A 21,894-nucleotide genomic window follows, 5' to 3' on the forward strand; every position below is an offset into this window, starting at 1 on the left:
GGCAACTTCAGCGCGATACTGAGGTTGCCTTTTGTAATTTACATTTGTTCTGGTGCAGTGACACCGACTAATTGTAATGCATTGCGTAACGTAATACGTACAGCATCAATTAATGCCAAATGTGCTTTTGTTTTCGCTTGATCTTCTGTTAATACTTTTTCTGCATTGTAAAACTTGTGGAAGTGTGCGGCTAAGTCTTGAATATAATTCGTCACACGATGCGGTGCTCTGGCTTCTGCTGCGCCTTCAATCATCGGCTCGAATTCCGCGACTTTCTTCAACAATTCAATGGCCTTATCGTTAGTAATTGTTTGATAATCGGCACCTTTTTCGACTTGATACCCCTGTGCTTCTGCTTGACGTAAAATCGAACAAATACGCGCATGTGCATATTGTGCATAATAAACCGGGTTGTCTTGAGACTGTTCCTTCGCAAGTGCCATATCAAAATCGAAATGTGTATCCGCACTGCGCATCGTCAAGAAGTAACGCGCCGCATCAATACCGACTTCATCCATAATTTCTCTTAATGTAATCGCGTTACCTGTACGTTTACTCATCTTCACTTCTTCGCCATCTTGCATTAAACGTACCATTTGCATAATTTGAATTTCTAGACGATCGCTATCCACACCAAACGTTTCGAGTGACGCTTTCAGACGGTTAATATAGCCGTGATGATCCGCACCGAATAAATTGATCAAATTGTCGTTACCACGTTGGAACTTATCGTAGTGGTACGCAATATCTGGTAAAAAGTATGTGTACGTGCCATCTTTTTTAATTAACACACGGTCTTTGTCATCTTTGAAATCTGTCGTACGTAACCACGTCGCACCGTCTTGTTCATACGTGTAACCATTTTCTTTCATACGTTCTAAAACAGCTTTAATCTCACCTTTTTCATATAAAGATGTTTCACTAAACCAATTATCGAAATGAATGTTGAAATCAGCAAGGTCTTGTTTTAATTTTGCCATCTCATAATCTACACCGAGTTGTCTAAATGTTTTCAGACGTTCGTCATCCGATAAATCCATTAAGTTCGGCTGTTTTTCAGCTAAATCCGCACCGATATTTTTAATGTCTTGACCGTGATACCCGTCTGCTGGCATTTCTGCTTTTTGACCTAAATGCTGTAAGTAACGTGCTTCGATCGATTTTGCTAAGTTCGTAATTTGGTTGCCTGCATCGTTAATGTAATATTCTCTTGTGACGTCATAACCTGCTGCATCTAAAATATTGCATAACGTGTCCCCTACTGCGGCGTTACGGGCATGTCCGATATGTAAGTCGCCAGTCGGGTTCGCTGAGACATATTCCACTAATATTTTTTTATTTTTCGATTCTGCTACACGACCAAATTGCGTATCTAGCTCTAAAGCTTGATCGATGACCGCATTTAAATAACTTGAATCAAGGTAAAAGTTAATAAATCCTGGTCCCGCAATATCGATTTTTTTAACATGTGCCGCTTCAGTATCTAAATGGTCCACAATCAGTTGCGCGATTTCTCTCGGGTTACGTTTCGCGAGTTTCGTCAACACCATCGCAATATTGGTCGCATAGTCTCCATTTTTCGTATCTTTTGGAATTTCGATTTTAATTTCAGGAATCGACTCAACAATATTCGCTTGTTGAATACTTTTTTCGATTTCTTGAATCAATGTCTGTTTCACTTGATCAATAATATTCATCTTATATCTCCTTATATTTCATTTCGTATTGATAGGTGCCCATTTTTTCATCACCTTGGAATAATGCATAATGCACTTTTAATTTACCGCCATCCGATGTCACAAAATGAAGGATGCTCATCGTATGCACCGTCAACACCATTTTTCCATGAGGCAATTCGTAAAAAGTGGTCGTATCTTGCCCTTCGATAAAATGCATGTTCATATGGATATCGCCTTTACGAATCAATTTGACACTCTCATCTGTCAGTTTAACCGTCACATTGACAGTCGCGTCTTCAATTTGCTCTTGGTAACGAATCCAATCCTCACCTTTTTTCAACCATTGGCCCGTTGTTTGGTGTGAAAAATGTTCTTTTTCCGCATCTCTTTTCACAATTTGATGGATATCAATTTTGACGTTATGCTCCATGGTCATTTTCACCTTACTTCATCAAATAATACTTGCCATTATATCACATCTCACATGTACTGAACGTATAAAATTTCACATTTGTCGCGTGATTTGAGACGAAATCATGACAAAAATGCTCAAGGTGACCCCCTTCTAAAATCACTCTGCGTAAGTTATTTAGAAATCAAGTCACCTTTCGGCCGGTACGACGTAAACTACAATGAAGTCTCACCTTATTTCGTATCTTCAAACGCTTGGTGTAACGCTTCTGACGCATTAGCCCACATGTCAGGATTGTGCGTTTTAAGAAAATCTGCTAATATTTGACGATTTTCTGCACCAATATGATCCACAATGACTTTATGTTTCATAGATTTATCCATCATATTGACATGTTCTGGCATACTTTTATAGCCACGACGAATCGTTTTATTCACTAATAAATACGCCGCAGTCACCCCAGCATAGTAAGGACCTTGTTCACCGCGCTCTGTTGTCACCCAACATAGCCAGTACGCTTTTGCCCCTTCTACATCGACAGTCTCTTTATCAGTAATCCATTTCACACCACGTTCTACTGCTGCACGTGCATGCATAGCACCAATGTCTATAAAGGCCTCTTGCGCTTCGATATCGATAAAAACGGGCGCAATATTATCGAGACTGATCGAACCAATATTTGTCCCTTTATGACCATCGAGTGGATCGTTCTTGATAATATTAAAGTTAAACCCTTTTTTCTCAGCCATCTCATAATACCTCCAAATCTTTTCATACTTGTTAAAATGTATCGTTCAAGTTGTACATGTATTCAGCACTCAAACGGTTAATTCAGTTCATTTAATAAGTTAATGATTTTCCCTTTAAGCTCTGGGTCTTCAATTTTCATAATCAGTTCTTTCGGGTAATACAATTTATAATCTTCACGTTTAATCCCCGTAATACTTGAAATAATTAACGATTGACTACTAATTTCACGGATGCCACCATTATTTTGTAGTAAGTGGATCGGTTGTCGATTGGAACCTGGGCGATCGTAATCGTAAGGTAAATCGGAAAATGAATCACTCACAAAATAGTAATCCGGATCAATGCCTGCTTGTTCAAATAAATCACGAAGCTCCGTAATCGTAATAATTGAGCCATCAAACGGTAAAAATTTAAATAAATCGCGATGAATAAAGCGGCGTGCCAAATCACTTAAAATCGGGTCGTCTTCATCAATCCAACGTTTCAAATAATACGTCACATCCGCTTCATCTAATTGGACGTATTCTTCAACAGTCGCACGATTTTCGAAAAACGGCACAAAATCACGCGGTGGAATATTAAATTCATAACCTTGTTCGTACAAATATTTCGCACGTTTAAAACAATGATTCAAGACAACTTCACCACCACGGCTCACCGGATGGAAATAAATTTGCCAATACATTTGATAACGGCTCATAATAAAGTTTTCAACCGCATGCATCCCACTCTCTTTAATCAACACTTCATCTGCAGAAGGGCGCATCAGCCGCAATATCCGTTCCATATCAAACGTACCATAAGACACCCCTGTAAAATATGCATCTCGTTGTAAATAATCCATACGGTCCGCATCAATTTGTGACGAAATCATCGACACGACCAATGAATTGTGATGTGTTTTATTTATCACTTCTGCCACTTCAGCCGGAAATGTTTCACTCACACGGCGCAATACCACATTCACTTCCGTATCGCCCATAATAATCGCTTGGGTATAGGCTTCGTGATCAGTATTAAAAATCTTTTCGAAACTATGTGAAAACGGGCCGTGTCCTAAATCATGCAACAACGCCGCACACATCGCGAGTGGACGATCGGCATTATCCCACTCTGGGCGACCTTTAAACGTCTCATCAATCATGCGACGGACAATTTCGTACACACCGAGGGAATGACCGAAACGACTATGTTCAGCAGTGTGAAAAGCTAAATTCAATGTCCCGAGCTGTTTAATCCGACGCAACCGTTGAAATTCTTTTGTTTTGATTAAATCCCAAATCAGCTGATCTTGAACGTGAATATAGCGATGAATGGGATCTTTGAACACTTTCTCTTCTGATAACTTACGTGTAACATAAGCTGTTTCTGTCAATCAAAACCCTCCTTGTTCGCATTTAACTTAATGGCTTTTTCATGAGTGCGAGATTCATCGTTTCACCGTACATCACATGTTCGTATGTACGAATGATTTCAAAGCCTTCTTGTTCATAAAATGCGACACCTTTTTCATTTTTTGTATCGACTTCTAAATAGACCGCATCATATTGACCTTCATAATGTGCGAGGCCTTGTTCTAAAAGTAAGCGACCGTACCCTTTATTTTGAGAATGTGGGCGTACGTAATGCGCAGACAAATACAGCTCACTACCTTGAATAAAATTCGCAAAACCGACCACTTCTTGCCCTTCAATCGCAACCATGAATAATTGTTCTTCTAATCGTTTACGCAAATGCTCTTCGTTATATGAAGCTGCGAGGAGTTCATTCACAGTTGAAGCTGCATAAATATTTAAGTACGTATTGTACCACGCTTTTGTCGCAACATCGCGGATACCTATTACATCATCTGGTGTAGCAATTCTTACTTCATACATTCCACATTTCGCTCCTTATTGCTTGCTAGAATACTTTTTATTATATCATAAATCAAGTCCTAAACAGCGCGTAAAATGCTTCAGATTGCAAGTGCTTTCAAGTCGTGTAGCATTGAATGTTGATACATAGTTCCACAACACCTGTATAGAAAATTGTCGCTACTTTACTTTTCATTGCATTTTGCTTTTCATTATTAATGATTGTGGATATTTCATGCGCTTTTTACCTCAATTTGAATTTTTTTCAATTTCTTCATTATAGATTCTTTTTCCCTTAGCTCCAATTTTATATCCAGTTTGTTCATTTTTTGATGATTAAACGAGCCTTACGCATAAAAAAAGAGACGTGCCTTTTCAAAATTAAAGGGGCGTCTCTTTGCCTATGAATATATTGAATAAGTAATTGGGCTTATGCTTTACGATTTGCCAATTTCTCTTTTAATTTACGGTCTTGCTCTTCTTTCCGACGCTTTCGCTCTTCATTACGCTTTCTCAAACGCTCTTCTTCTTCAGGATCGCGTGGCTTTTGAAGCTGCTTCTGAACTTTTTCCATCAACTCTTCTTCAGTCGTTGCAGCAAGTGGCCGGTTATTAACAAACGCAAATGTTTTACGTCGACCTGGTCCACAATATGATTGGCAACCTACTTCAATCTCAGCGTCTGGGTCTAGCTTTTTTAGTTTTTGCGTCAACGTTTTGAGATTCACTGCTTGGCAATCATCGCAAACCAAAAATTTATTTTTCACCTCGACGTCCCACCTCTCAATTTTTTAACTCTATTCATTTTACTCTTTTTTCTCAATTTTTCAAGGTAGAAATATTCAAATAGCACTACGATTTGTTAAAATACACACCCTTTTTCCACAAACCTCATTAGTCAATTGCCATAAATTTATGCTTCAAGTAGGTCGTGCTTGCCACACATCGATGTTCAATACGTTCTCATCTATCTGTCATTGTACGCTTTTTGATGCATTACTAAAGGTAAACAAACGCTTGCTCCAAACACAGCGGTAGACGCTCACAGTAAATATACTGCGCATTCTTGCAGATATATCTATTTTTGATGGACAATCGGGATTTAGCGTCTTCAAAAAGATAACCCATTTATCGGAATTATCGTTTCAAGAAACCACAATTATGTAACTAATGTACTCGCATTTACCTAAGACATTGCAGCATGGATTAATAAAAATGTGAAATAGCACCTTACTATTTTCTTGCACTTCAAAAGAGGTTGGAACTCAATGTTCAGCCCCTTTCTCACTTTGTATGCTCATTCCAAAATTCCGCATACGTATTATTTCATAAAATTTTAATTATTATACTTTAATATATTAAATATCTTATATCAAAGGTGTGATCATATGAAAAAGTTATGTTGGTTATTCTTATTTTTCCTCCCATGTTTTCTTCTTATACCTTTTAACACAGCTTACGCCAAAGGGGAACAAAAGCCGGTGCCAGATACTGTTGCAGATCCGCACAGTAAATATAGTGCATATTATCAAGTGAGCCTCACTCGTAGTTGTTCAGCCATCCTTATTTCGTCAACTGCCGCACTCACCGCTAGACATTGTGTAGGACGTGAACCTGCAAAAAGAAGCGGCACAATTTATCCAGGACAAAATTTAGATAAAAGTCCATTTGGTTATATGAATATTAGCACCTACACACCACATCCAAAGTATGATATTGCGATCATCAAAGGCACTTTAAGAGATCAAGATAAATTTTATAAATACTATATTAGACCTTTCACGACGACAGTTCGAGGTTACACTGATCAAGAACTAAAAGGTTTTGTTCGTCAAGATGTTTACTCCTATGGTTACCCTAACAGGAAGCCAGCTCCTAAGAAAGTACAATACCGCAGCGATGGTCAAATTTATAAGTATCTAAAATCACCAGCACCTAGCCTTTCAACGTATATGCCTGGTTATAGCGGACAATCAGGGTCTGGCGTTTTCAAAAAAGATGGTCAATTTATTGGAATTATCAGCACAAAAACAGACAAGAACACCGCAAATGTACTTGCTTTTACTACAGATATCGCCAAATGGATTAACGAAAATGCGGAATAGTGCTTTGTATTACCTTTAACTTTCACCCAAAAGAGGTTGGAACTCAATGTTCGGCCCCTTTCTCATTTTGTACTTTCATCTCAAAACTTCAAAGAGAGAACATTTCATAAAATTCTAATTATTATGATTTAATATGTTAAATATCTTATATCAAAGGTGTGATTATATGAAAAAGCTATGTTTGTTACTCTTATTATTCCTCTCACATTTTCTGCTGATGCCTTTAGAAACGACTCACGCCAAGGGGAAACAAGAACCCGTGCTAGATACAGTTGCAGATTCTCACAGTAAGTATACTGCATACTTTCAAACGAATTCAGGCCGCTATTGTACAGCCATCCTAATATCATCAACTGCCGCACTCACCGCTAGACATTGTGTAGGACGTGAACCTGCAGAAAGAGTGGGTACAATATATCCTGGGCGAAATGGTGACAAAAGACCTTTTGGTTATATGAATATTAGGACCTACATTCCAAATCCAAATCCAAATTATGATATCGCGTTACTCAAAGGCATTGAAAAAGACCAAGATAGATTCTACAAATACTATATTAAACCTTTCACGACGACAGTTCGAGGATACACAGACGAAGAGTTAAGTCGTTTCGTTCGAAATGATGTATACTCCTATGGTTATCCTAACAGGAAGTCAGTGCCTGAAGGATTACAATACCGTAGCGATGGTCAAATTTATAAACATAGAACAACTCCAAAACCTTACCTTCTCACAGACATGCCTGCTGGCTATGGCGGTCAATCGGGGTCGGGGGTTTTCAAAAAAGATGGTCAATTTATTGGAATTATCATCACAAGTACAAAGAGTAAAACTGCGAATGTGCTCCCTTTCACAAAAGACATTGCAAAATGGATTAATAAAAATGCGAGCTAGTTCCTTGTAGTATTTTAGACGCACACAAAACAAGAGGCTGGTCATTTGGTTGCTAGCCTCTTAACTTATATTGCGTTTTAGCTGTAAAGGAGTCTATAGCCATCTCCTTTCAAAATTGATTCCGTACAAACCCATGAGTCAATTACAACAAATCTTCCCTTTAGATCGTCAAAGCATGTCATACATTATCGTTTAGTACGTTATCATTCATTTGCAATTAGGCTTTTTGACTGAACTCGGTAGGAAATTACCATTGAACAAATGATACGTATTTTTTATGATTGTATAGATTTATAAAATAATAAAATAAAGGTGTGATCATATGAAGAAATTATGTTTAATGCTCTTAATGACTTTTTCATTAATTCCATTTCCCCTTTCTAATACTACTTTTGCCAAGGGAAAACAAACGCCTATTACAGATACAGTGGCAGACCGTCACAGTATATATTCTGCATTATACAAAACTGCTAACGGGCGCTTTTGCACAGCCATCCTGATTTCATCAACTGCCGCCTTAACTGCAAAACATTGTGGAGGACTTCAACCTGCTAAAAGAAGTGGCACAATCTATCCAGGGGCAAATGAAAATAAAACACCTTTTGGTTATATGAATATTAGGACCTACACACCACATCCAAATCCAAAGTATGACATTGCTATATTAAAAGGAACTGAAAGAGATCAAGATGAATTCTACAAATACTATATTAGAAAATTCTCGACTACAGTTAAAGGTTACACAGATGAAGAATTCAGGGCGTTTATGGGTCAAGATGCATACGCTTATGGTTATCCTCACGGGAAGCAATTTCGTAATAATGTGCAATATCGTAGCGACGGTAAAATTACAAGTTATAAAACAAAACCAATACCTTACCTTCTTACAGATATGCCTGCCTTTTCTGGGCAATCGGGGTCGGGCGTTTTCAAAAAAGATGGTAAATTTCTTGGAATTATGGTCACAAGAACAAAGAAGAACACTGCAAACATACTCCCATTTACTGAAAGCATTGCAAAATGGATTAACGAAAATGCGAAATAATAGACTATAGTATTTTAAACTCGAGCCAAAAGAAGACGGCACTTAGTTGCTAGCCTCTTTTTTGTGTGATGTGAATTTAGCAAGGTACTTTCCTCATATCACTTTTTGAATAAGAACAACCCTATCCATGCTTTCCAAAAAAACAATTATTCAAATGACTCAACTTTATCATTTAGACTATTTTGGAATGTCATTCGTCAACGTTACGCACGTTGTCATCCATCTGCAATTTTGTATTTTTCAACTTAAATCCGAAGAAAAACAACATAATATAAAATAATCATACTATTTACTATTATGTTAATATGTTAAATATAATATATTAAAGGTGTGATGACATGAAAAGATTACAATTGTTGCTCTTATTTTCTTTAGCATGCTTTCTTCTAATACCTATTAATGTTGCTCATGCCAAAGGAACACAAGTACTCGTTCCAGATACAGTCAAAGACACGCACAGTAAATATACTGCAAAATACAAATCTGGAATCGGGCACACTTGCACAGCGATACTTATCTCATCAACTGCTGCAATTACCGCTAAGCATTGCGGAGGGACTCAACATCAATCCCCTGCTGGCACGATATACCCCGGCGCGTCAGGAGTAAGCACACCTTTTGGTTATATGAATATTAGATACTATATTCCACACCCTAAATACGACGTAGCGGTCATTAAAGGTATAAAAAGAGACCAAGATAAATTCTATCAATATTATATTAAACCATTCACTACAACAGTTCGAGGTTACTCAGATGAGGAACTAAGTAAATTCGTTGATCAAGAAGTATATTCATATGGCTACCCTTACAGAAATGGTGTTTTTAAGCAATATCGAAGTGATGGTAAAGTGAATAATTACAGTAAATACCTTCCTCTTCTTAGTACGGATATACCTGCATTTGAAGGACAGTCGGGATCTGGTGTCTTTAAAAAAGATGGCCCCTTTGTTGGAATTATTGTTTCAAGAGCCCGAGGTAACGAAGCAGAAGTACTTCCCTTCAGTAAAGAAATCGCGACATGGATTAACAACAACGCCAAATGATGTCCTGCTTCATTATATATTTTTTCTATCTTTATTATTCATGCCAAAATTGATCGGCAATTGATTTCCGTCTCTTACCGATAAGATGGTTAAACGCCCACATAAACTTAGCAGGATTATCTTCCAACACTTTGATTTTACACTTATGTATAGGCCTTTTTAATTTTCACCATGCCACCACAATCTTTCAATGCATTAATATCAAGTGCCAGCATAACTCGTAGTGAGCATCTCCTTATCAAAGTCCACTATTTTTCGAGGCCATTCGTTACGCTGTTGTTCAATCAGTATAAGATTTTATATGTTTCTCAATACACAAAAATATTGCCATGACAATATAACGAAAGGTGTGATAATGTGAAAAATTCACCATTACTATACTTATCAACTTTAATATACTTTCTCCTTTACCCTGTCGATGTTACTTATGCCAATGGAAATGAATTAACCCCAAATACGGTTGCAAACCCACACCAAGACATCGTGCCAGATACTGTGGCAGATTCTCACAGTAAATATAGTGCATATTACCAAGTGACTTCAACCCGCTTTTGTTCAGCCATCCTAATTTCATCAACTGCCGCACTCACCGCCAAACATTGTGTAGGGGCTAAACCTCCCAAAAGAAGCGGTAGAATATATCCAGGGCTTAATGGAAACAAAAGGCCATTTGGTTATATGAATATTAGCACCTACACGCCACATCCAAATCCAAAGTATGATATTGCAATAATAAAAGGGACCGAAAGAGATCAAGATAGATTCTACAAATACTACATTAAAAAATTCACAACGACAGTTCGAGGTTATACCGATGATGAGTTGAGCGGTTTCGTTGGTGATGAAGTATATTCCTATGGTTACCCTAACAAGAAGCCCGCTCCCATAAAAGTACAATACCGTAGCGATGGACAAGTTTATAAACATTTAAAAAGTCCAAAACCTTACCTTCTTACGGACATGCCTGCTTATGACGGGCAATCTGGGTCGGGCGTCTTCAAAAAAGATGGCAGTTTTATAGGCATTATCATCACAAGAACAAAGGATAACAAAGCCAATACACTCCCTTTTACCGAAGATATTGCAAATTGGATTAATAAAAATGCGAAATAACACACTGTTTTTTCTTTAAGTTGCTGGTACTCTCAGCACGAAGAGGTTGGAACTCGATGTCCAGCCTCTTAATTATGTAGTGGATAAGTTTAATGTGCATTTGGTGATATCCCGTCATCATTTTATGAATACTTTTTATTCAGACGTCTCCCCGCTCAATTTTTCCGGAAAACAATTATTCAAATGCCTAAACTTATCTTTCAGACTATTTTTGAATATCACGCTCAGCATTACGTACATTATCATCCACCTGTGATTTTGTGTTTTTAAATTAAGTCTTGAAGAAAAATGATATAACATAAAATAAACATAATATTTATTCGCGTTAATATCTTTAATATAATATAAAATAGGTGTATAAAATGAAAAAGTTACAGTTACTTCTCTCATTGCCTTTAGCCTACCTTATTACGCCTGTAGATGCTGTTTATGGCAAAGAAACTGGAATGAACTCAGATGCAGTTTCTAAGCCCCACCAAGACATGGTTCCAGATACGGTTAAAGACTCTCATAGTAAATATACTGCAAAATTCAAAATGAAGGATGGACACGTTTGTACAGCGATTTTAATTTCATCCACAGCTGCATTAACCGCGAGACATTGTGCAGGGACTGAACGTCAAAAATATGTCGGCACAATATATCCTGGCGCTTCGGGAACAAAAACGCCTTTTGGCTATCCTTACAAAGGAAGCGATTTTTATCAATACCGGAGTGACGGTTCAATTACGAGATATGTTGAGCGCTTTAAATCTATTCAAACAGATTCACCAACTGTTGTAGGTCAATCTGGGTCTGGGGTTTTCACAAAAAATGGTGAATTTATTGGAATAGTTATTGAAAGTACTACTGACCGCAAAGGGATTGTACTCCCTTTTACTCAAGAAATTGCAGATTGGATTAACGCAAACGCGAATTAAGAACTTGCTTCTTCATCAATTTCTCTATCTCTTTGATTACGCATACTAAAAAATAAAAGCTCGTGCATGATTTCCAACCTCTTATTTTTGTTATGACTTAACTACAATAAAAAGTTCGGGTTATTCATCCTAACACCACTCTTTTTATTTCATAACTTCATAAGATTATTTATATATTCAATCATATCTAATTAAAGGAGTGATAATATGAAGAAATTACGATTAATAACATTACTGTCTCTCGTATGCTTTATCTTTTTGCCTGTCAATACTGCTTTTGCCCAGAAAGGAACACAAGTCGTTGTCTCAGATACAGTCAAAGACCCCCACAGTAGATATACTGCAAAATATGAATCTGATACACACCAACATTGTACTGCTATACTCATTTCGTCAACTGTCGCATTAACTGCTAAACATTGTGGTGGAAATAATCGCAAATCTTTTAATGGGACAATTTATCCAGGAGAGTCTGGATTAAGTACGCCATTCGGCTATATGAATATCAGTACCTATATTCCTAACCCAGACTATGATATCGCAATATTGAAAGGGACTAAACAAGACCAAAGTCGAGCTTACCAATACTATATTAAAAATTTCAGTACAAAAGTTAGCGGTTTCACAGATGCCGAATTCGATGGTTTCGTAAACCGAGAGGCATACTCTTATGGGTATCCTTACAAATTCAGCGGTTATAAGCAATACCGTAGCGACGGTCAAGTTACTTTTCATCAAAAAAATCCCGCTCTTCTTCGTACGACTTTGCATACTCATGAGGGACAATCGGGATCAGGTGTGTTTTTAAAAAATGGTGAATTAACCGGAATTCTTATCACTAGAACACAAAACTACGAAGGAAATATCCTCCCTTTTACAAAAGAAATTGCAGAATGGGTTAACAAAAACGCAAATTAAGCTTTACTGTAGACAAGTTCACTGCCTTTATTTTCACATCAAAGAGGCTCACACTTAATTTTCAACTATTGAATGATGTCACGACTTTAATAAAACATTTAATACTTACCGTACATTACGATTTAACATATTTGCACACAGCTGTAACTTTGTCCTTTTATTTCATCACTTCACGAGAATAACAATTTCATAAAAAGATATCATTAAAGGAGTCACAACATGAAAAAATTACAATTGATACTTTTATTGTCCTTAGCTTGCTTTGTCCTTTTACCTGTCGATACTGCTTTTGCTAAAAAAGGTACACAAGAAGTCGTCTCTGATACAGTTGCAGATCCTCACAGTAAATATACCGCCAAATACGAGTCTGGTACTCGTCGTGTTTGTACAGCCATTCTCATTTCTTCAACTGCCGCAGTGACTGCTAAACATTGTGGAGGAACTCAACGCTTGTCACCCGCTGGCACGATATATCCAGGCGCATCAGGACCACTTATGCCTTTTGGTTATATGAATATTAGGAACTACATTCCACATCCAACGCAAGATATTGCAGTAATCAAAGGAATTTCAAGAGATCAAAGTAAAGCCTATCAATACTATATTAGACCATTCACTACACAAGTTACTGGTTATTCTGATGACGCATTAAGAGGTTTTGTTGGTCAAGAAGTATATTCTTATGGCTACCCTTACAGAGATGGCTTTTTTAAGCAATATCGAAGTGATGGCATTATTAAATTTTATGTTAAACCTCCTCTTCTTGTTACGGATATGCCTGCTCTTGGAGGACAATCGGGGTCGGGCGTTTTCAAGAAAGATGGACAATTTGTCGGCATTATCATTGGAAGAAGGAGTGATGGCGAAGCAAATGTACTCCCTTTTACTCAAGAAATTGCAGAATGGGTTAACAAAAACGCAAATTAAGGTTGCTGTAATCGTGTAATCTTCCTATTCTTTATCATTCATGCCAAAGAGACTGGTACATCACCCTATCCTCTTACTTTTGTTATAACTTAAATGTAAAAAAATTGCGTCATTCACCATCGCACGCTTTTCATTTTATAGCTCCACAGGATTGTTATTTCATAAAATTTTAAGGTGATTCTTTTAATATATTAAATAATCAAATATTAAAGGAGTGATAACATGAAAAAATCATGCTCGATACTATTAATGTCACTAGTATGCTTTTTCTTCTTCCCTATTGATGCTACTTACGCTAAAGGAACACAAGTCCTTGTACCAGATACAGTTGCTGATCCTCACAGTAAATATACTGCAAGATACGAATCTGGCACGCATAAACAATGTACCGCCATTCTCATTTCTTCCAGTGTCGCATTAACTGCTAAACATTGCGGCGGAGATCACCCCACGACATATAACGGGACGATTTATCCAGGTGAATCAGGGTTGAGCACACCTTTTGGCTATATGAATATTAGTACCTACATTCCAAACCCAGACTATGACATTGCAATATTAAAAGGGACTGAACAAGACAAAACTAATGCTTATAAATACTATATTAAACCGTTCAAAACGCCAGTGACAGCATTCTCAGATGAAACACTAAGTTCCTTCATTGGCCAAGATGTTTATTCCTATGGTTATCCATCCAAATATGGCGGATACAAACAATACCGTAGCGATGGCAAAATGAATTTTTACGAAAAAAATAACAAACTTTTTCTGACATCACTACCTACTTTTGAAGGACAATCTGGATCCGGCGTTTTCAAAAAAGATGGTCAATTTGTTGGACTTCTCATTACAAGAACACAAGACTATGAAGGAAACTTTCTTCCTTTCACTCAAGAAGTTGCAGACTGGGTTAACACAAACAGTAACGGGCCTGTATCGTAGATGGATGATTTCTCAACGTTAAGCTTCAAGTCTCAGCGTCTCATCTATGAATAGCGCCCTTGGACGGGTGTGATGACTTCAATATCGAAAGTGGTGAGTGCTGTGCAACACAATTCAACTTGTTATATTTCGTTACAACTTTGCCCTTATAATTTCATATCTTCCTGAATAATTATTCCATAAAAACAATTAGAGGAGTGCTCATATGAAAAAATTACAATTGCTACTTTTATTGTCCTTAGCTTGCTTTATCCTTTCCCCTGTTGACGCTGCTTTTGCCAAAAAAGGAACACAAGTCATCGTCCCTGATACAGTCGCAGATCCTCACAGTAAATATACCGCCAAATACGAGTCTGCAGATCACTCGCATTGTACTGCCATACTGATTTCATCAACTGTTGCATTAACCGCTAAACATTGTGGCGGGAATCATCCTACAACATACAATGGGACGATTTATCCAGGCGAGTCAGGATTAAAAACACCTTTTGGTTATATGAATATTAGCACTTACATTCCAAACTCGAAATATGATATCGCCATATTGAAAGGGACTGAGAAAGACCAAAGTAAAGACTATCATTACTATATTAAACCATTCAAGACAGCTGTTACAGGTTTCACAGATGACACGCTTGACAGTTTCGTCGGCCTTGAAACATACTCTTATGGTTACCCGTATAAATTTAGCGGTTATAAGCAATATCGCAGTGATGGTGAAATAAGTTTTTATCAAAAGAACGAGCCTATCCTTCGTACAACATTACCCACTCATGAAGGGCAATCAGGATCGGGTGCTTTCTTAAAAGATGGTCGATTTGTAGGAATTATCATCACAAGAACACAAGACTACGAAGGGAACGTCCTTCCTTTCAACCAAGAAATTGCAGATTGGGTTAACAAAAACGCAAATTAGGACTTCACCGTTTCACTTGTCCCTTAATACTCATGGCAAAAAAGAGGCTGATGCATCACAATCAGCCTCTTCGTTATGGGGTCAACTGTAAATTAAAACAATGTGCCCTACTATTTTACACATAGAAAAGATGAATGTTTTCCTTATACAATAAGTTCTTTCAATTTCTTTTTGAATCGATGATACACGACAAATAGCGGTATCAATAAAATGAAATAAAGGTAGTATCCTAAAAAGCGCATTACCGCAAATGGGAACTCAAACAAGTATGCAAGCCAAAACTGTGCACCTTCCATGTCCCACAAACCCGGCGTTAAAAAAATGTCTCTACTGTAATGATTTTGCGTCAAGTTCGTCACGAATAATGCGAAATATACTAAAAGCAAAGCATCCAAAAATTTCAGCCAGCGTTTGTAATAATTGCTTAAAGACTCTCGATCAGAAAACAACACTTCTGTCTCGTCCCCTGCCTTCATCCAATATTGATTCGTACAACCGCCGCGGTACCCATGTACGTGCTCCCAACCAAATGATTCGTATAAAGCAAGATAATCATTCATTTTTTGGCGGCTATAAATTTCTTGATAATCTAAGCGTACGATATGCGATTCATTGGTCTTTTCGAAATAATAATTGCCAAAAAATGACACTCTGGTTAAACGATAGCCTTGTTGAAGTTGATCATTAAGCCATCGTTCTTCTTTGAGGGGATCAAAAAAACATTTCCACTTTTTATAACGTACTTTCATCTGAAGACCCTCCTTGTTGATAAAGTGACACTAAATGTTGCAAGCGTTCTGTTTCAAGTTTCAAAATTTCTTCGCCTCGTGCTGTGATTTGGTACACTTTGCGTCGTTCTTTCGGATCGCTAATCATTTGAATATAGCCATGTTTACTTAAATTTTCTAATGCCCCGTACAATGTGCCAGCAGCGATTTGTACTTGTCCTAAACTTAACTCTTGGACATAAGTCATCACACTATAACCATGCAAGGGTTGTCGTAATGCTAATAAAATGTAATGCATTGTTTCGGATAACGGTACAAGTTGAGGTCTTTTTTTCATTTATTTCACCACACATTATATAGTTTAACTGTATAGTTTAATTGTATAGTTCGACTGTATAATTGTCAACCAGAAAAAAATAGGCATTGAACACTGTCATCTGTCAATGAACTCAGACAATGGTTCAACGCCTATGGATATATGCATTTGTATTATTTTTTCACTGGAATGCTATGAGTAATATCAATACCTAACACGAGCGGCATGATAAAGTACACGACGACGATAATCACGACAATACTAATTAAGTTCATGATAAAACCTTTGACTGCCATTTCTTTAATTTGAATTTTACCTGTACCAAAGACAATTGCGTTCGGTGGTGTCCCTACGGGCAACATGTATGCACAGTTAGCGGCCATCGCTGCAGGCGCCATTAACAGTAATGGGTGCACGTCAATCGCTACAGAAAGTGTCGCTAATATTGGTAAAATCATCGTAGCTGTCGCTGTATTAGATGTGATTTCCGTTAAGAACAAGATGAACACGGTAATGACAACGACGATAATAAGCGGGCTGACCCCTTTTAACAATGTCAACTGTTCACCGAGCCAAGCCGCGAGTCCACTTTGTTGAATCCCTTTAGCTAAGGCTAAACCGCCACCAAATAGAATGAGTACGCCCCACGGTAATTCTTTAGCGACAGACCAATCTAAAATGCGTTGATGTTGGTGTTTCGCTGGAATTAAAAATAGTAAAATGGACACGAACATCGCAATCGTACCATCTGCCACGAGTTCTGTGAAAGCCCATTTAGATAATAAAAATTCACGTGAAATCCATAAAAAACTCGCTAATAAAAAGACGAGAAATACGACTTTTTCTTCATATTTGATTTTACCTAACGCGTCCAATTTGTCTTTGATGACCTTTTGACCGCCTGGCAATGTCTTCATATCGTGACGGAACGCGATAAATTTGAAGTACAGCCATGCTAAAAATAACAGTAAAATGACTGTTGGTATACCGACAATCATCCATTTCGCAAAGCTCAGTTCGCCACCAAAGTTTGTCGCGTATTGCCCTTTTAAAATGATTAAAGGCGGCGTTCCAATAAGCGTACCCAAGCCCCCAATAGTGCCGGCATAACCGATACCGAGCACAAGTGAGCGTTCAAACTTTTGAATACTTTCATCACTATCCGCTTCTGTTTTCAATGCATTGGCTTCTTTAATAATCGCCAAACCAATCGGAATCATAATCATTACCGCAGCTGTGTTCGATACAAACATCGATAAACCACCCGTTGCGACCATGAAACCGAGTAAAATGCGCCCTGTACTTGTACCAATACTGCTAATAATCGTGAGGGCAATACGTGTATGTAAGTCCCAACGTTCCATCGCAATGGCTAGTATAAAACCACCTAAGAAGAGATAAATGATATCATTCCCGTATTGCGCGGACACGGTTGCACTGTTCATGACATGTCCTAACGGCAATAGCACGAGTGGCAATAAACTTGTCGCTGGAATTGGAATGGCTTCTGTAATCCACCAAATCGCAATCCAAGCTGTAATCGCAAGGACGTAAACCCCTTTGAAAGCTAAATCATCTGGTCGAACAAAAAGTAAAATCAATGCAAACAATAATGGTCCGAGGACGAGTCCGATTGATTGAGCCAATGTGTACGATGGATCCTTCTTTTTGTCCGTAAAAAAAGTTAACAATCTTGATTCGTTTGGATTGTTCATGATGCATCCCCCTTTGTTTTCAATAGAACACCCCAAATTGTATTAATTTTTTAAATAGTATAGCATATTTGACGATTGTGTATCTAGAGTAAGTTAAGCGCTTTCTTTGATGGCATATTTCTATTGAACACCCCATTTAAATATGATTCAATCCAATACAGAAAATATTCACTCAAAAATGGACCATCATTTAAAAAATAGGGTATTGTGATAAAGAGAACAACGATAGCAAAGTTTGATTGAAAAAAACACACAAGTTCATGTGTACTCAGTGCCACTGGACAGCGTGATAAAGAAGGTGATGGGATGGAGAAACTCATTTATGCACTTAAAATAGGGGTAGTCTATTTTTTAGTCTATTGCACAGCGCGCTATTTTAGGCCCACGTATGATTATTTTCTTGAGACCGTAGTGTTTTCTTTGGTCGTTGCCCTTTTAACTGTATTTATTTCTTTATTTTTAATCGAGAAGCCCAAAAGTTAACACATTACTAACGCCAGCATAGGTTGAAGTTTCATTCCCTCCATCTATACTGGCGTTTTTCTAGTGATATACAGCCACTAACCTGAAATCTTTACACTATTTTTTAGCAGGCAACTTCAATATCGCAATCGGTTTACGAATAAATGACTTCGCCACTTGATCCGAAATTAACAATCCGACCGCAATCGCGCCAGCAATCAATGTAGCACGAACGAAGATGTCACTCGCTTCATTAAAGTTCAATGTCAATAATTGTTGGGTCGCTTTAAAAAATATACTTCCTGGCACTAGCGGAATAATACCGGGCACCATGAATAGAATCACGGGCGATTTATATTGACGCGCCATGACATGCGAAATGATGCCGAGAACGAAACTACCATACAGACTCGCGTATATGCTATCGATGCTGAATATTTCAAAAGCGATATGAAATGTTAAATAGCCGAAACCGCCGCATAAACCAGCCGGTAAAAACAACCGTTTCGGCGCATCATATACAAATGCAAAACAAAAAGAGGTTAAAAAGCTACATATGAAAATAAATACTATCGTCATGGTTGCCACCTCCTACAAGATGAGAAACGCTGTCGTTACACCTGCACCAATCGCAAATGATGTGACAATCGCTTCTAAAAATTTGGCGGTAAACATCAGCATGTGACGTCCGAATAAATCTTGAATGGCTGTCGTAATTAAGACGCCCGGCACAATCGGCATCACCGCTGCAGTAATGGTGGCACCGATATTAGGACTACCCAACCAATGATTTAACGGTATCGCAATTAACCCAATCACAATGGCGCCTAAAAAATCGGGAATAAATAATGTGAGTTCTTTACTTTTCATCCATTCTGTCACGAAATAGCCCATTGCGCCGGCAAGCACTGCAGGAAGTAGGTCAACCCATGTGGCACCTTGTAAATATAAAAAGCCCATCGAGATCAGTCCCGCAAACAACATTTTGTGCCCCAATGCATACCGTTGCTGCTTATGTTCTAATTGTTTCAACATTGCATAAGCTTCTTTAAAATCAATCGCCTGCCGTGCAATTTGACGCGAAACGTGATTCACTAAATAAATATTCCTTAAATTCGTGTCGTTCTTTTTAATCCTTACCATACGTGTTTCGTGGTCCGGGGATAATGAAAAATTAATAAAAATATTGAGCGCATAACCTTGTGTCTCTTCATATCCGTAACTTTGTGCAATTCGCGTCATCGTATCTTCCACACGCGTCGCCTCAGCACCACATTCTAATAAAATACGCCCTGCCAATGTCACCAGATTCGTAACCTCTCGATCTGTGGGTATGTATCGCGTCATCTCCGTCACCTACTTTTATGTATTTCTATCTGCATCCAAATTGGAAAGGCCCATACTCTGCCACTTAGTTTAAAAATTATAACCGATTTGCGTTGAGATTGCTATGATAGATGATAACGCCACTCACCCCTATCAAAATAGATGTATCGCTTATAGCATAATCATTTCCTCAAACCTTTCACTTTTTGTATTTACATAAGTAAGTACTTTTATTGTAATATGTTTATGGAGATGATAAAAATGACTCAAACATTTAACGATGTAAGTAAATCGACCGAACGCATTCTTAAAAACGGAAATAGTCAAGCTATGAGTTAAAGTAAAAAAACGATTCAATCCGTTGATTTTGAGATTGGCGATACAGTTGAAGTACAAAAAATAAATGGCGGGCTGTTCATTACTAAAAAAGAAGTATCTATATAGTATCAAAAACTTCTTCCAAAATGGTGGTAAGTATCAAGAATCAGAAGTAGAGTTCGGCGAAAGTGTGGGTCGTGAAATATGAGTATTAAACAATTTGACATCATTTACATTGATTTAAATCCAACTCGCGGTCGTGAAAAACAAAACATAAGACCTTGTTTAGTGATCAATAACCAAATGATGATTGACGGCACTGAATTTGTATGGGTTGTACCTATCATAAATCGTGAGTTGCGTTATCCAACCGATATAGAACTTAAAACCAAAAAAGGACTGGTATCTGGCGTGATAGATACGATTCAAATACGTGCTTTAGACTTAAACGCTCGCCAACATCACTATAAAGATGCATTACAAGACAATCTAAAAAATAAAGTTTTAAAAGCAATACAAACATATTTAAATCCAAACTACTAAAATGTGATAGAAATTTTTAAAAAATATAGTAATAGAAAGGATTAAACAATCAAACGTCATGATTGCTTTGATAATACTTAAGTCTAATGGAAATTCCAAGCAACGATTAATTCACAAGACCATTTAATCCAGCGAAAATGATCGATTTTTCTTCCATATCAAAAAAGACAGTGTCGCCCTTATATCGACGTACACTGCCTCCCTTCATTAATGTTCAATTGTCATTAACGCATCAAAACGTGCTGTATCTAAACGGTGACCAACGAAGAAGCTGCCAAATTCACCGTAACGTGCAGTCGTTTCATCAAAGCGCATTTCATAAACGATTTTTTTGAATTGGAGCACGTCATCTGCAAATAGCGTCACGCCCCATTCGAAATCATCGAAACCTACTGAACCAGTAATGAACTGCTTAATTTTACCTGCATATTTACGACCAATCATCCCGTGATCGTACATTAATTTTTTACGTTCTTCCATAGATAACATGTACCAGTTATATGTCTCATTACGACGTTTATTCATCGGATAGAAACAGATGTATTCTTTTTCTGGTAGTTCTGGGTACAATCTTGCTTTCACATGTGGGTTTTCGTATGGATCTTCATTGGAATCCCCTGCAAGATAGTTACTTAATTCTACAACAGATACGTATGAATACGTCGGAATGAAATGGTCTGAAATAGCTAACTTATTCATTTCGTTTTCAATTTCAGTTAAATCTTTCATTTCTGGACGTAACACCCATAACAGTAAGTCTGCTTTTTGACCTGTTACGTTATATAACACTTGGTCACCTTGTCCCTCTGATTGCGCCTGTTTCAACCGATCCATTAAACGATGAAACTCAGCAATCATGTCTGCTCTATCTTCTTGTGGCACTAAACGCCAAGATGCCCAATCTATCGCATAAAATAAATGTAAACTATACCAACCATCTAAAGTCTCCGCTGCATGACTCATTCA

23 protein-coding genes and 1 pseudogene are annotated in these 21,894 nt (G+C 37.7%); 12 read left to right on the top strand and 12 right to left on the bottom strand.

Annotated elements, in window-relative coordinates; genetic code table 11:
* Positions 1-38: 38 nt before the first annotated feature.
* From argS to P3U61_RS10405, 6 genes are all read right to left on the bottom strand, one after another.
* Entirely contained in the window at positions 39-1,697 is a 1,659-nt protein-coding gene (gene argS / locus P3U61_RS10380; protein ID WP_096548178.1) for an arginine--tRNA ligase, read from the bottom strand.
* A 1-nt stretch (position 1,698) separates the two neighbouring features.
* The gene (locus tag P3U61_RS10385) at positions 1,699-2,109 is read right to left on the bottom strand and encodes a YwiB family protein (RefSeq protein WP_014614667.1); all 411 of its coding nucleotides are present in this window, start codon (positions 2,107-2,109) and stop codon (positions 1,699-1,701) included.
* A gap of 215 nt (positions 2,110-2,324) precedes the next feature.
* Positions 2,325-2,840, bottom strand: a complete 516-nt coding sequence (locus P3U61_RS10390) for a YwhD family protein (protein WP_014614668.1) — start codon at positions 2,838-2,840, stop codon at positions 2,325-2,327.
* A 77-nt stretch (positions 2,841-2,917) separates the two neighbouring features.
* Positions 2,918-4,216: an HD domain-containing protein gene (locus P3U61_RS10395; protein ID WP_015728676.1), complete on the bottom strand. Its 1,299-nt coding sequence runs from the start codon at positions 4,214-4,216 to the stop codon at positions 2,918-2,920.
* Between the two features lie 22 nt (positions 4,217-4,238).
* Entirely contained in the window at positions 4,239-4,718 is a 480-nt protein-coding gene (locus P3U61_RS10400) for a GNAT family N-acetyltransferase (RefSeq protein WP_014614670.1), read from the bottom strand.
* 409 nt (positions 4,719-5,127) lie between these two features.
* On the bottom strand, positions 5,128-5,463 hold the full coding sequence (locus tag P3U61_RS10405) for a YuzB family protein (protein ID WP_014614671.1): 336 nt from the start codon (positions 5,461-5,463) through the stop codon (positions 5,128-5,130).
* A gap of 621 nt (positions 5,464-6,084) precedes the next feature.
* On the opposite strand from P3U61_RS10405, the gene P3U61_RS10410 reads away from it, so the two are divergent.
* The 10 genes from P3U61_RS10410 to P3U61_RS10455 all read left to right on the top strand — a co-directional run bounded on the left by P3U61_RS10410 (position 6,085) and on the right by P3U61_RS10455 (position 15,520).
* A complete protein-coding gene (locus P3U61_RS10410) occupies positions 6,085-6,801 on the top strand; it encodes a trypsin-like serine peptidase (RefSeq protein WP_199613499.1) in 717 nt (238 codons plus the stop codon).
* 166 nt (positions 6,802-6,967) lie between these two features.
* Positions 6,968-7,693: a trypsin-like serine peptidase gene (locus tag P3U61_RS10415; protein ID WP_199613500.1), complete on the top strand. Its 726-nt coding sequence runs from the start codon at positions 6,968-6,970 to the stop codon at positions 7,691-7,693.
* Positions 7,694-8,015: 322 nt separating this feature from the next.
* A complete protein-coding gene (locus P3U61_RS10420; protein WP_199613501.1) occupies positions 8,016-8,738 on the top strand; it encodes a trypsin-like serine peptidase in 723 nt (240 codons plus the stop codon).
* Between the two features lie 338 nt (positions 8,739-9,076).
* Entirely contained in the window at positions 9,077-9,784 is a 708-nt protein-coding gene (locus P3U61_RS10425; RefSeq protein ID WP_014614674.1) for a trypsin-like serine peptidase, read from the top strand.
* 357 nt (positions 9,785-10,141) lie between these two features.
* Complete coding sequence (locus tag P3U61_RS10430; RefSeq protein WP_199274749.1) at positions 10,142-10,897, top strand: trypsin-like serine peptidase; 756 nt, start codon at positions 10,142-10,144, stop codon at positions 10,895-10,897.
* Between the two features lie 362 nt (positions 10,898-11,259).
* Positions 11,260-11,817 carry a trypsin-like serine protease gene (locus P3U61_RS10435; protein ID WP_199613502.1) on the top strand — a complete coding sequence of 186 codons (558 nt, stop codon included), beginning with the start codon at positions 11,260-11,262 and terminating at the stop codon, positions 11,815-11,817.
* Between the two features lie 207 nt (positions 11,818-12,024).
* Positions 12,025-12,735 (top strand): trypsin-like serine peptidase, encoded by a 711-nt coding sequence (locus tag P3U61_RS10440; protein ID WP_199613503.1) that lies wholly within the window; start codon positions 12,025-12,027, stop codon positions 12,733-12,735.
* Between the two features lie 219 nt (positions 12,736-12,954).
* On the top strand, positions 12,955-13,662 hold the full coding sequence (locus tag P3U61_RS10445) for a trypsin-like serine peptidase (protein WP_323695695.1): 708 nt from the start codon (positions 12,955-12,957) through the stop codon (positions 13,660-13,662).
* A gap of 222 nt (positions 13,663-13,884) precedes the next feature.
* Entirely contained in the window at positions 13,885-14,604 is a 720-nt protein-coding gene (locus P3U61_RS10450; RefSeq protein WP_037543868.1) for a trypsin-like serine peptidase, read from the top strand.
* A gap of 205 nt (positions 14,605-14,809) precedes the next feature.
* Positions 14,810-15,520, top strand: coding sequence for a trypsin-like serine peptidase (locus P3U61_RS10455; protein ID WP_063278857.1), 711 nt, complete (start codon positions 14,810-14,812; stop codon positions 15,518-15,520).
* 143 nt (positions 15,521-15,663) lie between these two features.
* Here the strand turns inward: P3U61_RS10455 and P3U61_RS10460 are convergent, their stop codons facing one another.
* The 5 genes from P3U61_RS10460 to P3U61_RS10480 all read right to left on the bottom strand — a co-directional run bounded on the left by P3U61_RS10460 (position 15,664) and on the right by P3U61_RS10480 (position 20,088).
* Complete coding sequence (locus P3U61_RS10460) at positions 15,664-16,269, bottom strand: DUF2812 domain-containing protein (RefSeq protein WP_140240672.1); 606 nt, start codon at positions 16,267-16,269, stop codon at positions 15,664-15,666.
* Positions 16,253-16,585, bottom strand: a complete 333-nt coding sequence (locus P3U61_RS10465) for a PadR family transcriptional regulator (protein WP_096548189.1) — start codon at positions 16,583-16,585, stop codon at positions 16,253-16,255. Before P3U61_RS10465 ends, P3U61_RS10460 begins: the two co-directional genes overlap by 17 nt.
* A gap of 152 nt (positions 16,586-16,737) precedes the next feature.
* Positions 16,738-18,279 (bottom strand): SLC13 family permease, encoded by a 1,542-nt coding sequence (locus tag P3U61_RS10470; RefSeq protein ID WP_101458333.1) that lies wholly within the window; start codon positions 18,277-18,279, stop codon positions 16,738-16,740.
* A gap of 579 nt (positions 18,280-18,858) precedes the next feature.
* Positions 18,859-19,320 (bottom strand): threonine/serine exporter family protein, encoded by a 462-nt coding sequence (locus P3U61_RS10475; protein WP_014614683.1) that lies wholly within the window; start codon positions 19,318-19,320, stop codon positions 18,859-18,861.
* Positions 19,321-19,332: 12 nt separating this feature from the next.
* Positions 19,333-20,088, bottom strand: coding sequence for a threonine/serine exporter family protein (locus tag P3U61_RS10480; protein ID WP_014614684.1), 756 nt, complete (start codon positions 20,086-20,088; stop codon positions 19,333-19,335).
* 240 nt (positions 20,089-20,328) lie between these two features.
* On the opposite strand from P3U61_RS10480, the pseudogene P3U61_RS10485 reads away from it, so the two are divergent.
* Both P3U61_RS10485 and P3U61_RS10490 read left to right on the top strand, forming a co-directional pair.
* Positions 20,329-20,593 (top strand): annotated as a pseudogene (locus P3U61_RS10485) (AbrB/MazE/SpoVT family DNA-binding domain-containing protein).
* Positions 20,590-20,928 carry a type II toxin-antitoxin system PemK/MazF family toxin gene (locus tag P3U61_RS10490; protein ID WP_096533121.1) on the top strand — a complete coding sequence of 113 codons (339 nt, stop codon included), beginning with the start codon at positions 20,590-20,592 and terminating at the stop codon, positions 20,926-20,928. The pseudogene P3U61_RS10485 and the gene P3U61_RS10490 overlap by 4 nt, the downstream one beginning before the upstream one ends.
* 207 nt (positions 20,929-21,135) lie before the next feature.
* On the opposite strand, the gene hemQ is transcribed toward P3U61_RS10490, so the two are convergent.
* Complete coding sequence (hemQ, locus tag P3U61_RS10495; protein ID WP_014614687.1) at positions 21,136-21,891, bottom strand: hydrogen peroxide-dependent heme synthase; 756 nt, start codon at positions 21,889-21,891, stop codon at positions 21,136-21,138.
* Positions 21,892-21,894 lie beyond the last annotated feature (3 nt).

Source organism: Staphylococcus pseudintermedius (genome assembly GCF_034042775.1).
In the GTDB taxonomy this organism is placed as follows: Bacteria; Bacillota; Bacilli; order Staphylococcales; family Staphylococcaceae; genus Staphylococcus; species Staphylococcus pseudintermedius.